The 14,622-nt window shown below is 45.2% G+C and carries 13 protein-coding genes; 7 read left to right on the top strand and 6 right to left on the bottom strand.

The features are described from left to right. Positions 1-70: 70 nt before the first annotated feature. The 6 genes from ACFQZI_RS02065 to ACFQZI_RS02090 all read left to right on the top strand — a co-directional run bounded on the left by ACFQZI_RS02065 (position 71) and on the right by ACFQZI_RS02090 (position 6,907). Positions 71-775, top strand: coding sequence for an SDR family oxidoreductase (locus ACFQZI_RS02065; protein ID WP_377137878.1), 705 nt, complete (start codon positions 71-73; stop codon positions 773-775). 97 nt (positions 776-872) lie between these two features. Continuing rightward, positions 873-1,478 carry a PspC domain-containing protein gene (locus ACFQZI_RS02070; protein WP_377137880.1) on the top strand — a complete coding sequence of 202 codons (606 nt, stop codon included), beginning with the start codon at positions 873-875 and terminating at the stop codon, positions 1,476-1,478. Between the two features lie 2 nt (positions 1,479-1,480). Beyond that, the gene (locus ACFQZI_RS02075) at positions 1,481-2,467 is read left to right on the top strand and encodes a LiaI-LiaF-like domain-containing protein (protein ID WP_377137882.1); all 987 of its coding nucleotides are present in this window, start codon (positions 1,481-1,483) and stop codon (positions 2,465-2,467) included. Positions 2,468-2,516: 49 nt separating this feature from the next. Further along, positions 2,517-3,185, top strand: coding sequence for an RDD family protein (locus tag ACFQZI_RS02080; protein ID WP_377137884.1), 669 nt, complete (start codon positions 2,517-2,519; stop codon positions 3,183-3,185). 120 nt (positions 3,186-3,305) lie between these two features. Then, complete coding sequence (locus ACFQZI_RS02085) at positions 3,306-4,238, top strand: GLPGLI family protein (protein WP_377137886.1); 933 nt, start codon at positions 3,306-3,308, stop codon at positions 4,236-4,238. After that, positions 4,235-6,907, top strand: coding sequence for a TonB-dependent receptor (locus ACFQZI_RS02090; RefSeq protein ID WP_377137888.1), 2,673 nt, complete (start codon positions 4,235-4,237; stop codon positions 6,905-6,907). Before ACFQZI_RS02085 ends, ACFQZI_RS02090 begins: the two co-directional genes overlap by 4 nt. 54 nt (positions 6,908-6,961) lie before the next feature. On the opposite strand, the gene ACFQZI_RS02095 is transcribed toward ACFQZI_RS02090, so the two are convergent. The 6 genes from ACFQZI_RS02095 to ACFQZI_RS02120 form a co-directional block, all read right to left on the bottom strand. Further along, the gene (locus tag ACFQZI_RS02095) at positions 6,962-7,456 is read right to left on the bottom strand and encodes a hypothetical protein (RefSeq protein WP_377137890.1); all 495 of its coding nucleotides are present in this window, start codon (positions 7,454-7,456) and stop codon (positions 6,962-6,964) included. 220 nt (positions 7,457-7,676) lie between these two features. Then, entirely contained in the window at positions 7,677-9,014 is a 1,338-nt protein-coding gene (locus tag ACFQZI_RS02100) for a TldD/PmbA family protein (RefSeq protein ID WP_377137892.1), read from the bottom strand. A gap of 4 nt (positions 9,015-9,018) precedes the next feature. Further along, the gene (locus tag ACFQZI_RS02105; protein WP_377137894.1) at positions 9,019-10,653 is read right to left on the bottom strand and encodes a TldD/PmbA family protein; all 1,635 of its coding nucleotides are present in this window, start codon (positions 10,651-10,653) and stop codon (positions 9,019-9,021) included. A 363-nt stretch (positions 10,654-11,016) separates the two neighbouring features. Further along, the gene (locus ACFQZI_RS02110) at positions 11,017-11,184 is read right to left on the bottom strand and encodes a hypothetical protein (protein ID WP_377137895.1); all 168 of its coding nucleotides are present in this window, start codon (positions 11,182-11,184) and stop codon (positions 11,017-11,019) included. Between the two features lie 755 nt (positions 11,185-11,939). Continuing rightward, positions 11,940-12,572, bottom strand: a complete 633-nt coding sequence (locus tag ACFQZI_RS02115) for an RDD family protein (protein WP_377137897.1) — start codon at positions 12,570-12,572, stop codon at positions 11,940-11,942. Positions 12,573-12,618: 46 nt separating this feature from the next. Then, positions 12,619-13,245 (bottom strand): DUF4159 domain-containing protein, encoded by a 627-nt coding sequence (locus ACFQZI_RS02120; RefSeq protein ID WP_377137899.1) that lies wholly within the window; start codon positions 13,243-13,245, stop codon positions 12,619-12,621. A 292-nt stretch (positions 13,246-13,537) separates the two neighbouring features. Between ACFQZI_RS02120 and ACFQZI_RS02125 the strand changes: the two genes are divergently transcribed. Further along, positions 13,538-14,533, top strand: coding sequence for an AAA family ATPase (locus tag ACFQZI_RS02125; protein WP_377137901.1), 996 nt, complete (start codon positions 13,538-13,540; stop codon positions 14,531-14,533). Positions 14,534-14,622 lie beyond the last annotated feature (89 nt).

Here is a 14,622-nt window from a genome sequence, read left to right on the forward strand (position 1 = left end):
AAAAATACATTTTTTAATATTAAGCTATATTGCCGCCTCAAATTCAGTTAATTTAAATTGATATTTAACTATGAAAAACGCCCTTATCACTGCAGCAACTAAAGGCATTGGCCGCGCTGTTTCAATCGCTTTTGCTAAACAAGGAATAAACCTCTCAATTTGTTCTCGTAACGCCGAAGATTTATCAAATTTTAAAAAGGAGTTACAGGATATTAACCCTCAAATTACGGTTATAACCAGCGTTACGGATTGCAGCAAGCGCGACGAACTAAAATACTTTGCCGCATTCACCGAGAAAAAGCTGGGTTTCGTCGACATTATTGTGAATAATGTGGGTATGTACAAGCATGTTACTATACTTAACGATAGCGAAGATTCTTTCCAAAAACAGATAGATACCAACCTGCTTCCGGCCTATGAACTGTACCGTTTCTTCGGTAAAAGCATGGTTTCTGTCGGTAAAGGGCATATCTTCAATATATGCTCTGTAGCAGCTATAAACCCTGTAGTAGAGGCAGGTGTATATAGTGTAACTAAATATGCACTTTTAGGTCTTAATAAGGTAATGAGGCTCGAAATGCAGGGGCATGGTGTTAAAGTAACAGCAGTGATCCCGGGGTCGACATTAACAGATTCGTGGAACGGTATTGAGGTTGATAAGAACACCATGGTACTCCCCGAAGATGTAGCATCGGCAATAGTGAATATATTAAATATGAGCGCCGGGGCAAATGTTGACGAAGTGGTTATTAAACCTGCACCGGGCCAGATATAAGCCTCTCCTTAAACCCCACTCTGGGAGAGGGCTTAAAAATAAAAGTCTCCCCTATTGGGGGAGATTTAGAGGGGGCTCACATTTAAACTAAAAGATAATGGAAAAGAAACTTTACAGAGACGAACGCCACAAAATGATTGGTGGTGTTTGCGCAGGCTTAGCCGACTACTTTGGCGTTGACGTATCAATTGTACGTGTAATATTTGTAGTATCAATGTGCCTAAAGGGCGTAGGCCTGCTGCCTTATATAGTTTTATGGATAGTATTACCAAAACGCCCGTTTGGGTTTTACGAACCTTTTAAACCTGGCGTAACACCGGGCTACAACCCAAGCTATCAACAAACTTACGGTGATGTAAAGGTAGATTATACCGTGCCTAAGCCACCGTTTCCCGGCCAGCCGTTCCCGACATACCAACCGGTAAAGAAGGCCTCAAACGTAGGGGTTATGTTTGGGGTGATACTGATAGCCCTTGGTACCATATTTTTGGTAGATGAGTTAAATATTATACCCGATTGGGACTTTGAAAAACTTTGGCCTGCCATACTGGTAGTAGCGGGTGCAGCCATCATATTTGGCGGAAAAAAACAACCATGGGAAAAAGAAGGCTGGGCTGCCGATAAAAGGGAGGCCGATTTTACTGAGCAACCCAAAACCGAAACAACAGAAGATAACCAAACCGATAACACTCCAACTGTATAGTCATGAAAAGCGAAAAATTAATACCGGGCCTTATCCTGGTCCTTTTAGGAACCGTGTTCCTGTTAGATAATTTCCATGTAATAGATTTCCGCTGGGGCAACATATTGCACTTATGGCCGGTATTCCTCATCATGGGCGGCGTAAACCTGGTGTTTGCCAATAATAAAGCGCCCTGGGCTACAGCCCTTAAAATAGGTGTAGTTATATTAGGTTTCGCCTTGTTAATATTTGGCCATTTTGAGAACCGCTGGTGGCAGCGTAACAGCCACTGGAACTTTAACGACAAAGGATGGTACAAGGATAATGATGACGACGATGATGATGATAATGGCAGCGATAGCACCGGCATTGTAAAGGTTGAAGGCAGCAGCACATACACCGAGCCATATATAGCTACAGCCACATCGGCAAAACTTAATTTAAGTGGTGGCGGCACAGCTTACAGCTTAAAAGATACAACCGACCAGCTTTTTACCGCCACCACTAAAGAGCGCTTCAACAGGTATATCTATACTCATACTATGGAAGGTAATACTGCGGTGCTTAACCTTAGCATGAAAGATAAAAAGGGCCACATTGAATGGGATTCTGACAATAACAATAAAGCTACTATCAAACTAAATGTTAAGCCGGAATGGGATATCAACATTAATGCAGGCGCTACCGCGCTTGAATTTGACCTGTCGAAGTTTAAGATAAAAAGTGTTAATATAGATGGCGGCGCCGGTTCTTTTAACATCAAACTTGGTCAACCGCTTGCTACCACCAATGTTGATGTGGAAACCGGAGTTTCTAAAGTAGTGATAAGCGTGCCGGAGAACGCTGCATGCCGTATTACTTCAGACTCGGGTTTATCTTCAACAGATTTTGTAGGCTTCATCAGTAAAGGCAATAACGTTTACGAAACCCAGGGTTTTGATGCCGCCGCGAAAAAAATAATTATTCACATGAAAGGTGGCCTGTCTAAATTCAAGGTAACTCGTTATTAATAGTTTTTATTGCCGGATGGTTTGCACCTAATGTTTAAATTTGAACACTATGCAAGCATCCGGCAATACTAATTTAAGGCCCGCCTTCAACGAGGAATATATCCTTGTCATCAACGGCAAACCCGATGGGCCTTTTACCATTGCACAATTAAAAGAGCGCAAAATAAAGCCCGGCGATTTTGTAAAGACCCACGAAATGGACGATTACAAAGAAGCCCACGAAATAGCTGCACTAAGGCAGCTTTTTGGCTTTACACGGCAACCGCTGCCCATGCAGTACTTCGGTAGTTTCGACCAGCGGGCTATAGCTATGGTTATAGACTGGCTCATCGTGCTGGCAGTATTTGTACTAACCGCTTTTGTGGTGATGCTTGTGTTATTAATAGCCCTCCCGGGCGATGATAATAAGATACTAAGGATAGGAATCACTATTGGTATTGTCGCGTTAACACCTATCGCCAAAGTCATTTACAACGTAAAATTAGAAGCCGGCCCCAAGCGCGGTACTTTAGGCAAGCAACTCATGAAGATACGGGTGTGTGATCTGTACGGCGAACAAATAACCACTAACCGGGCTGTAAGCCGTAACCTGGGTAAATATCTGTCTACTGCTATTTTTTTTGTAGGCTATATTATGTGCTTTTTTACCGCCAAACAGCAGTGCCTGCACGATATGCTGGCTGATACTGTGGTGATTAAAGACAGGCTGGATGGCTAATCTAACCTACATTGTTAAAAAATGTTAATCGCTACGAATTATTCGTAGTTTGACTAATTAATTAGTTATGTTTGTGATGTATTACTAAACAACCTTAGTTTTTAACATATATCACAGTTTATGAAAAAGTTTTTCACCCTATTTTTTTCGATGTGTGCAGTCGCAATATTAGCTAAAGCACAAAAACCGGATAGTACCAAAGCTGTAGTGCATTACAAATTTTCGCACCTGAGGGATACCACCAAACCCAACGAGCCCTATACCGAGAACATGATCTTGTTCCTGGGGAAAAGAGCAAGCGTCTACAAAAGCTTCGACCGTAAAACGCAGGACGCCATGATGCGTAAGCAGGTAGCCGAGCAGGTAGCGGCAAGTAACGGGGGCCGTATCAATATAAACATTAAAGGCGGCCGGGCCTCCAATACCGAGTATTTTACATTTGCTGACCAAAAGAAATTCATCAGGAAAGAAAAGCTGGTAAACAATTACCTGATTGAGGAGCCAATGCCAGTAATTAAGTGGAATACCACCAATGACACGGCAAGCTTTTCGGGCTTAAAATGCCAAAAGGCAACAGGCCATTTCGCGGGTCGCGATTATACTGCCTGGTTTTGCCCGGATGTACCCTTCTGGAGCGGGCCGTGGAAATTAATGGGTTTACCGGGATTAATTGTAGAAGCTTATGATACTAAAAAAGAGGTAATATTTAAGTTTGACGGACTGGATAACGCAGACAAGCTGGAAAAACCGGCGCAGGGCAGCGAGCCGGGTACCATACAAACCGGCGGTACAGTTGTAAGACTGGTTGGCATGGGCGATGATACCGATGACCCTGCAGTAATAGCATTACCGGCAACCGGCATTAAAGCCAGCGAAAAGGAATTTACCAACCTGAAAGACGCCATGAAAAAGGACCCACAGGCATTTATGCAATCGGCTATGGCTGCATCCGGCGCGACGTTTAAAATGGCTCCCGGTGGTCCTAAAGATAAAATTCAAATTGCCCAGGGCCCGGTTATAAACAACCCATTAGAATTACCCGAGAAAAAATGAGGCAGGTATATAAGTTTGGCGCGGTGTGCATTTTTTGCATGCTGTGCTCTGCTATTGCCTTTTCGCAGGTAGTTAAAGGCACGGTTACCGATAGTTTGGGCAAGGTGATCTCTTATGCCAGCGTTAACCTGAAAAGTGGCGACAATTTAATTATCGCGTACACCAGTACTGATGATAAAGGGAATTTCACCCTTCAAATACCTGCGGGTGCCGACAAGAACGGACTTAAGCTGGAGGTGAACTGCGTAGGGTTTGCCCGGCAGGCAAAAGCTGTTAGCGGTGCAAATGCCGTTTATAACTTTAAGCTTAGTCAAGCTATCAATCAACTGCAAACGGTTACCATTAAAGATAAAAACCCGCGCCTGCGCGTGCATGGCGACACTACCGATTACAAAGTATCGGAGTTTAGCAGCCCCCAAGACAGGGTTATAGGCGACGTTATTAAAAAGCTGCCGGGGATTGATGTGGCTAAAGACGGCAAGATAAGCTACAACGGCAAGGCCATCTCAGGGGTGTACATTGGCGGCGATAACTTGCTTGACGATAAATATAACATCGCCACCAATACCATTCCCCAGGGCGTGGTTGATAAGGTACAGGTAATGGAAAACCATCAACCTGTAAAAATGCTGCGCGATAAGGTAGTGAGCGAGGATGTTGCCCTTAACCTAACCATTAAAAAGGACGCGAAACTGCAACTGGTTGGCCAGGAAACGGTAGGGGCTGGCTTACCCGACAAGTACTACGCCGACCTTAACGCCATGATGTTTAAGGATAAATACAAAGCCATCAACTATATTAAAGCCAACAACACCAGTAATGATGTAGCAGGCGACCTGGTGTCGCACAACCTTTCGGGCTACCTCTCGCGGTTAGATAACGATAAGCCGGGTACCGTACTATCCTTGGGTACCGCCGGCGACCCCGACCTGCCCCGGAACAGGTATTTGTTTAACCAATCGGCTTTACTTAATTTGAATAACCTGGTAAAACTTAAAAAGGATGTGCAGTTAAAAGCCAACCTCTCATACCTGTACGATAACCAGAAACAAAACTACAGCCGTTTTAGCGAATATTATTTACCCACAGATACCATCCGCTACGCGGAGGTACAGAACAACCGCCGCAGGCCCGATATTTTGCACAGCCAGCTAACTGTAAATGTGAACAGGGACAAATATTATCTTAACAATAGTTTTATTGCCGACTATAGCCGTAATACCGGCTACTCGGCGCTAAATACAAACGGGACGCCCGTTAACCAGGTTTTCAAGGATAATTTAATGGACCTATCTAATGAGTTTAGCCTTATGAAGACCAGCAAAAGCAATAAGATCTTCGAATTTTATAGCTACCTTAACCGCAGCACCGAGCCCGAGAACAGGGTGATAGAACCTAACTTAAACCCCGAGATATTTAATAATGGGGTAGCTTATAAACAGCTAACCCAAACGGTTGATATCCCAACATGGTTCACAAATAATTATGTTGGGTTTAAAATTCCGGGCAACTATTTTACACAGAGTTATAAAGCAGGGTTTAGCCTGCAATCGCAAAAGTTAAAGTCGGAGCTGAGCCTTACACAATCCAACAATTCGATAAATGCCGTTTCCGATAGTTCGGTTAACAACCTTAACTGGCAGCGCCGCAAGGCTTATGCCGAGGCTGGTTTTGACATCCCGGGAGATAAATTAAAGCTTAACGCTACCCTGCCCTTAAACCTGCAGCAAATAAGCTATAAAGATAGTTATTACAGTTTAGACAAAAGCTTAACCCGCCTTTATTTTAACCCAAGAGTATCTGTTAAATATCAAACATCGGTAGAGAATTACATTTCGCTGGCTTATAACTTCAGGAATGACATTGGTAATATTCAGGATGTGTACAACGGTTATATCCTTAAAAACTACCGCTCGCTTTACGCCAACAACGCCGATCTAGCGGAGCGCAAAACACAGAACGCTATGCTGGGCTTTAATTACCGCAAAGCTATAACGCTGTTCTTCTTTAGCGTTAACGCGGGCTACACACATATGAATGCCAACAACATCGCGTCGAGCATCCTTACCAACAATATCCAGCAGCGCATTGTATTACCGTTCGATAATAATATCGATTCGTGGACGGGGAACGCTTATATCAGTAAATATTCGTTTGGGCTGCGCACAACGTTCAGCGCGGGGGTATCGGTACAAACTACTAAGCTGAACCAAATCCAGAATAACATCATTTTGCCTTACAACACCGTATCAACCACCTACAGTATTGGCGCCGATACCAAAGTGAGCGACAAAGTAAACTTCAGCTATGAAGCAAATTACGACCAAATAACCAGCAACTCATCCGCGGTGGCAACCAAAAGTAAATTTGAGCGGCTGATACAGCAGGGTTCGGTAAACTACGCCCCGCTAAGTAACCTGTTCTTTAGCGCCTCAGCGGATCATTATTATACCCATCAGCAGCAGGCCAACGATCTGAAATATATTTTTGCCGATGCATCCATGCGCTACAAATTCAACAAGTTAAAATTGGATGTAGAGCTAAGCGCGCAAAACCTGTTCAACACCAAAACCTACAGCGCGTTGTTCCTATCGGCAAATACGTTTACCAATAGCTCGTATACCATTCCCGGCAGGTTTTTACTGGCTAAGGTGATGTTTAATTTGTAGCTTGTATAACCTGTTAAGTGCAGAGAAGGGCGTTAAATTAAATGAATATTGAGTTTACTTGTGTTCTTCTTCGCCAAGGAAAGGGGTATCGTCCTCATCATATGGCGATGGCATTCGTTCTATCAGAAAGTCGCCGCAAACAATACCATTTGCAATAATATAATGATTTCCTGCATCCGTTAACTGGTCAACAACTACACTGTGTAAGCCGCCGCTCCATTGGCCTAGCGATAACATGTTTAACATCACCGGCTGTCCGTCTGCCTGCAGTAAATGGTCGCGTTGTGGTATCAACTGGCCTGCCATTTTTATTTTACCGCCGGCTAATACAATAGGTTGATCCTGGGTAACGATCAAATCGTTGTCACCAATCTCAAGAAAAGCGATCCCACCTGCCGGATAACCGCCGGGGCTACCGCTACTAAATACAATTACTGTAGGTACAACCTCATCGGGTGTCCAGGCTGAAGCTGTATCATTAATGTTTAGCTTTTCTATTGCGGTTGAACCGTTTGGTGTTGTGATAGAAGTACCGTACGCAAAGGCCATGGTTTAGATTTTTATGGAAAGATAGGTATTAATTTGATAATATGTCAGTCTTGTTGAAGACCTGTGTGAGCGGCTAATGGTTCGGCGGGCCAGCAGGTTGCAGATCACGTGCATAACACACCCCTAACCCCTCTCAAGAGGGGAACAAAAAAATAGCGATGGGTTTTATACCCATCGCTATTTAAGTATGCAAACTGCACACCAATAACTGCCAACTATATTACACCGCGTCAGACAGTGAAGTAAACGTAAAGTCGCGAATACGCATTGGCGGGATAAGGGCGCTTTGGCTGCTTTCGCCGCTTACGGTGCGCTCGGTTTTGCCAAGGGCATCCAAGTTGTTCAGCATAATAACAGGGCTCTCGTTAAAGCGCATGTTCTTGATCGGAAACTTAATTTTACCGTTCTCGATATAAAACGTACCATCGCGGGTAAGGCCCGTGTAAAGCAAAGTTTGTGGATCTACCGGGCGAATGTACCACAGGCGGGTAACCAAAATCCCTTTTTCGGTACCTTTTATCAGGTCCTCCAGGCTTTGGGTGCCGCCTTCCATAATAATGTTGGCAGCGCCGGGCACAGGTTTAACACCTTTCTTTTGCGCCCAGTAGCGCGAGTAGCTTAAATTCTTTACAACACCTTTTTCTATCAGGCTCATTTTATCCAATGGCATGCCTTCGCCATCGTAGGTGGTAGCAGGCAGCTCGGGGTTGGTAGGGTCGGCGTAGATGTTTACGCGTTCATCTACCATTTTTTCGCCCAGGCGGGTTTTGCCACCCGGTTTGCTCAAAAAGCTGCGGCCTTCGTCGGCACTGCGGGCATCAAGGCTGCCGTATAATTGCTCCAACAAAACAATACCTGCTGCAGGTTCTAATATCACGGTGTACTTACCCGGTTCAATGGCTTTAGCGCCTATGGAACCGGCGGCTTTTTTAGCGGCTATTGCTGAGAAGGCGGCCACATCCATTTTGCCTACATCGTTATAATCTTTAGTAACATAACCCGAGCCTTGCCCATCTGCGGTGCGCATAGTGGCCGAGAAGTTTACATTGGTGCCTTTGTTGTATACAAACAGGCCCTTAGAATTCATCATGGCGCTGCTTGCCTGGCTATCCTGCAAAAAGCCTGCGGCGGTAAGTTTGTTTTGCTTGGCTATGTTAAGGCTGTCCTCTACCCATTTGCTGCGCTGAGCAGGGGTAATGGCGGCTGTTGCCTCAACAAAGGTTTGGCCGTGTGCAGGGTAGGTTTGCGGGCCAAGCATAGGCATATACTCCGGGTTTTCGGGCGCGAACTGCGCCAGTTCTTCCGAGCGTTTTACGGCCTTTTGGATAGATTCGTCGCTATAATCATTAAGCGTAATAACGCCCAGTTTTTTGCCAAATGCCGATGATATGGCCATGCTGCTGCTGCTTATAAAGCCGCTGGTAGATACATTATTGCGGGCAAAGCGTACGTTTGCCGAATCTGAACTGTAAATGCTAACCTGGCATTCATCAGCTTTTGAATAGCTAAGCACCTTTTTTAACAGGGTGCGGCATTCGTTTTCAGTTAATATTGCCATGTTACTATATTTTTCTTGCTGTGTTAATTACGTTAACCCCGTTAAAGCGGGCTGTTGATGAACCATGAGATACCGCGCTGGCCTGCATTGGCTGGCCCTTACCGTCAAAGAAAGATCCGCCCAGGCGGTAATCGTCTTTATCGCAAACGGCCGTGCAGGCATTCCAAAACTCCTGCGTGTTGGCCTGGTAGGCAACATCGTTAAGCATGCCAACTATTTTACCGTTTTTTATCTCGTAATAAAGCTGCCCGCTAAACTGGAAGTTGTAGCGCTGCTGATCTATAGAGAACGAGCTATCGCCAATAATATAAATACCTTTCTCCACATTTTTGATCATATCTGCCGGCGACATTTTTTCTTTGCCCGGTTGCAATGATATGTTTGGCATACGCTGGAACTGTACATCTTTCCAGCTTTGGGCGTAGCAGCAGCCCTGCGATTCTTTTAAACCGATGATGTGCGCCTGGTCGCGGATGGCCTGGTAATTAACCAGCACACCATCCTTAATAATATCCCATTGTTTGGTGCCCACGCCTTCGTCATCGTACCCAACGGCGCCAAGCGAACCCGGCTGCAGCTTATCGGCCACAATGTTTACATTTTTACTGCCGAAATTGAACTTGCCGCTTTTCCACTTATCAAGCGTTAAGAAACTGGTACCGGCAAAATTTGCTTCGTAACCCAGCACACGGTCAAGCTCCGAAGGGTGGCCTACCGACTCGTGTATGGTTAACCACAGGTGACTTGGATCAAGCACCAGGTCGTATTTGCCCGGCTCCACAGTTTTTGCCTTTAGCTTTTCGGCTGCCTGTAAGGCTGCTGCGCCGGCATCTTCCAGCATGTCGTAACGGTCGCGGTATAGGGTGGTTTGGCTTTTTATCTTTTCGCTCTCCTTCGGCATCAGGTACTCGTAACCCATGCCGCGCGGCGCGCTAAGTGAACTGCGGGTTTCAAACTTGCCGCTCTTCTCATCAATTTTGGTAACCCCAAATACCGGCCAGATGCGGTGGATATCCTGGTCGATATACGAGCCATCTGTAGAAGCAAAGTATTTCTGCTCGTTCACCATAAATAGTATCGAGTTAACGTAGTTGGCGCCATTTTTAAAGGCAGCATCGTTAACAGAAAGCAAAAGGTCGGTTTTCTCTTTCATGGGCACCTCAAAGGCATTACGCTCTATAGGTGTTTTCCAGGTAACCTCGCCATAGCCTTTTTGCGGGGCCAGCTGTACCGGCTCGCTTTGCAGTCGCGAGTTTTCTTTGGCAATGGCCACAGCCGTTTGCGCGGCGCGGGCAATGCTGTCGTTATCTAATTTATCGGTAGCGGCGAAGCCCCAGCAGCCATTGGCAATAACGCGGATACCCATGCCGTAGCTTTCGGTATCAACAATGTTCTCAATGTTTTTGTCGCGGGTAACCACATACTCGTTAAGGTAGCGGCCAAGGCGCACATCGGTATAGGTGGCGCCTTTAGCGCGGGCAGCGTTAAGGGCCACATCGCTCATGCGTTTTTTTATGGCCACATCAACATCGCGCATGCGCGTGCCGGGCACAACGGGCGAACCCAGTGCCGTGAACTGGCTAAGCATAGATGCACTAATGCCCATGCCGGTAAGGTAAAGGAAGTCTTTTCTTTTCAAAGTGGGTCAGTTTAATTGCCTAAATATAGTAAAGCCCCCTCTAAATCTCCCCCAATAGGGGAGACTTTTTTTTAAGCCGCTTTCCATCGTAGAGTGGTTAGGTTTTGGTTCCCCTCTTAAGAGAGGCAAGGGGTGTGTTATATGAGCGATATGCGAATTGTCATGCTGAGCCCGTCGAACCATTAGCACGCGCAGAGGTCTTCGACAAGCTCAGACTGACTGGTGGTAATTATATTAAAAGCAAGTGCAGTGGTATTCATTTGCGGTAGCCCGCTGTTCGCTATATAAGGTCTAAGGGTTAGAGGTGAAGTCCCAATAGAAAACTATTGGGACATTTTGCTTTAGCAATTTTCGTTGAAAGATTTATAACCATTCACTGTTTTTAAAAGGAAATCCGATTGGTAATTCAATTCGCTCTTTTTTTGGCAAATAGACACGTGAGTAATTTCCTTTTTTTGATTGACCATCTTTAGACGGTTTTGCAGAAAAGTTATCCTGGATAACTTGTTGCTTATCTGGTGATTTTATCACATTCTAATTTAATGTTTTTTGCGATTTTAATTTAGGGAAAGTTTCAACATTATATTTATTTATCCACCTTACTTGTTAATATGCAGGTTGCTCTTTGATTAGTTATATCCCCTCGCTGGCGCACGCATGCCGTTGTGTTATAACAAAAGGTATATATATTGTCTTGAACCTTGATATTTAGGATTAACGAGATTAAAGAATTTTAAAAATTGTGGAAATCGAATAAATCCCCTTAATCCCGGTCCAAGACAATTGAGCCTGACAAACCTAACGCCACCGTCCTTAATGCGGCCTTAGCGCGTTGCGGATAGCACAGGCATTGCCTTAGCACACCCTTCAACAGCGACGCGGTACAGCCGCGTGTTTTTTCTTTTGGTACTTTATCTTTTTTGCGACAAAAAAGAAAAGTACATCCACAGGCTTTGCAATTTAGAACTGCCATTCCTAACGGAGAGCTAACGGCTCTGTATAGCAAAGAGGTTGCTTCGTACCTCGCAAAGATGTGCTGGGGAGAGTATCACTCGAAAAGACGTAACTCAGTTGTATATCATTTTTTTCGATGTTCATGGTGTCGCAACCGTGTCAGTACTTTATCAGCGAACAGGTTGATTATTAGCGGGTTCATGATTTGTGCTGCACTTGTGCAAACGTGAACGTGAACATTTTCTGCCTGGAATGGCAGATTTACAGGTCTTATCGCTTTTATAACACACCCCTAACCCCTCTCTTAAGAGGGGAACTGAAATACTAACCTACTAACGGTTTTTGATCAGGACATAGGTATTGGCCCATTTGTCGTGCCAAGCCTGTTTGCGGTCGTCCCAAAGTACGGCCAGATAGCCTATCATGATAACCAGGCCCGAAACAAACTTGCCAAGGTTACGCAGTAGCGCCCTGCCAAAGCTCAGCTTACGGCCTTCGGCATCAACAACCAGCAGCCTGAACATTTTTTTACCAATACTGCCCTGTAGCGGCGAAAATTCGCATATGGTATGGTATAACGCCACCACCAAAAAGCTGGTGAAATTAAATTTAAGCATAAATACCAGGTCGTCTACCGTTGCATTGCCTTCCATGGCCCTGTTGTAAACCGTTGCAAAACCCGCGGGCCTTAAAAAAGTTATGGGGTACGACATGATGAACGTGTCGGCAATATAAGCCATCAACCTCCACCCAAAGCCGCCAAGGTTATCCTCGGTAGGGAAATATATACCGTTAGCCTCAAAGTAGTTGAAAAATTCGGGCATATCTGCCGCGCGCTGCCAGTCGTCGGCACCAGGCGATAGTACCAGGGTATCCAGGTCGATACCCATTTGCATTAACTCTTCTATAGTAAAAGGGCCTTTTTCTTCGTTGCCCTGCGATATATAGTAACCGTCTTGTGCCATTGTCGTAAAAACTGTGCGAAAGGTAAGCAAAAATGACTTTACCTGGTTAAGAATTCATGGCATAAACAATAATGTTTACCCCAAATTTGGTGTTGTCTTCGGCCAGGAAGCGCTTGTTGCGGAAATCGTAATCCCACTCGCAGCCGTAATCTTTACTGCTGTACAGCACACCAATGCGGCCATTTATTTCAATGGCTTTCAGGTAATCGTGTACAAGGTCGTCGCCCCAGCCGTTCAGCTCAAAGGAAGTGGTTGGCGGCCCTTTCTCAAACTTAAAAAAGGAGTTGTAAAGCTTATGGTTATTCGGGATCTTTTTTAAAGCAGCCGGCCCAAACAAAGCAGCCATTTGTGCCTCAAAGGATTTGGCGAACAACCCATCGATATCGTGATTGCAATCATCAACAAATACAAAGCCGCCGTTTTGCACATATTTTTTAAAGTTAGCTTTCTCCTTAGCATCAAACTGTACCAGTTTGTGGCCGCTGAGGTAGCAAAAAGGATAGGCAAATATATCGTCACTGCTTAGCGGGATAACCTTTTCATGCTCATTAATAGGGATGGTAGTGTACTCCAGTAAGGAGTTAAGCAGGTTTGATGGCATCCGCTGATCGGTATCCCAATCACCGCTATGGTAGCTTAACCTTGTAAAAGTAAATTTTTGTCCGTACGCCATCTGTAATTAAATCCCGATCGTTATCGGGACTAAAATTAGAACAAAAATATTGCCCGCATCTACTTATTAACAGATGAACTTGTAAAGTTTTAGATACTTTGTTGAAGTTTTGATAAAAAAGCATGGTAATTAGCTGAAAGGATAATATCTTGTAGCCTTGTCAGCCTCTCCCCAACCCTCTCCGAAGGAGAGGGAGCTAAAACCCTCTTTTTGCTCGCGAAGAGAGGGTCAGCAAGCAAAGCGATGTCGGGGTGAGTAAACGGAGCGCTGAAAAGCTTAAACATTGAACACATTGGAACTTACCGAAAAAAATATACAAGCCCTGCTGCAAAAGCTGCCGCAATTAAAAGCCGAGATACAAAAGGTTATTGTTGGGCAGGATGCCATATTAGATGAATTACTTGTCGCTTTTTTAGCCGGGGGCCATTGCCTGCTGGAGGGGGTGCCGGGATTGGCGAAAACGCTTATCGTAAAAACCATGTCGCAGGCGCTGCACCTGGCGTTCAGGCGTATCCAGTTTACGCCCGATCTGATGCCTACGGATATAATAGGTACCGAGATACTGGAGGAAGATCAGTCTACCGGGAAACGTTTCTTTAAGTTTAACAAAGGCCCGCTCTTCGCCAATATTATTCTGGCTGATGAGATCAACCGGACGCCGCCTAAAACGCAGTCGGCATTGTTGGAGGCCATGCAGGAGTTTGAGGTAACTTATGGCGGGCAAACTTACCCGCTGGATAAGCCCTTCTTTATCCTGGCAACCCAAAACCCCATAGAGCAGGCGGGGACTTATCCTTTACCCGAAGCGCAGTTAGACAGGTTTTTGCTGTTGATCAAGATAGGCTATCCCACACCCGAAGAAGAATTTGCGATACTAAACCGCACCACAGGCACCAAAAAGGCAGATGTGCAGGCCGTAATAACCGCCGAGGAAATTATACAGGCGCAAGCGCTGGTAAGGCAGGTAACCATTAATGAAGACCTAACCCGTTATGTTAGCGAGATGATCCGCGCTACCCGGCCTGATACAACAACTGTTAATTATGTGAAAGAATGGGTACGATGGGGCGCAGGCCCGCGCGCCGGGCAGGCTTTGATATTAACGGCCAAAGCAAGGGCGTTGCTAAAAGGCAGGTATTCGGTACTGATGGAGGATATACACGCCATGGCCCCGGCCGTTTTAAGACACCGCATACTCATGAACTTTAAAGCCGAAGCAGAGGGCATCAACTCGGACAGGGTGACCGAAGAGCTGATAAAAGTTGTAGCGCGCAAAGGGGCTTTGTAGTGCCTAATCCCGCCCTCTCCAAAGGAAGGGTCCAGAAAAGAAATTTGTAAATTATTTAATTAAAGTCTCCTTCATTAAGGAGATTTAGA

Origin of the sequence: Mucilaginibacter lutimaris, assembly GCF_042676625.1 — a bacterium.
Taxonomy (GTDB): domain Bacteria; phylum Bacteroidota; class Bacteroidia; order Sphingobacteriales; family Sphingobacteriaceae; genus Mucilaginibacter; species Mucilaginibacter lutimaris.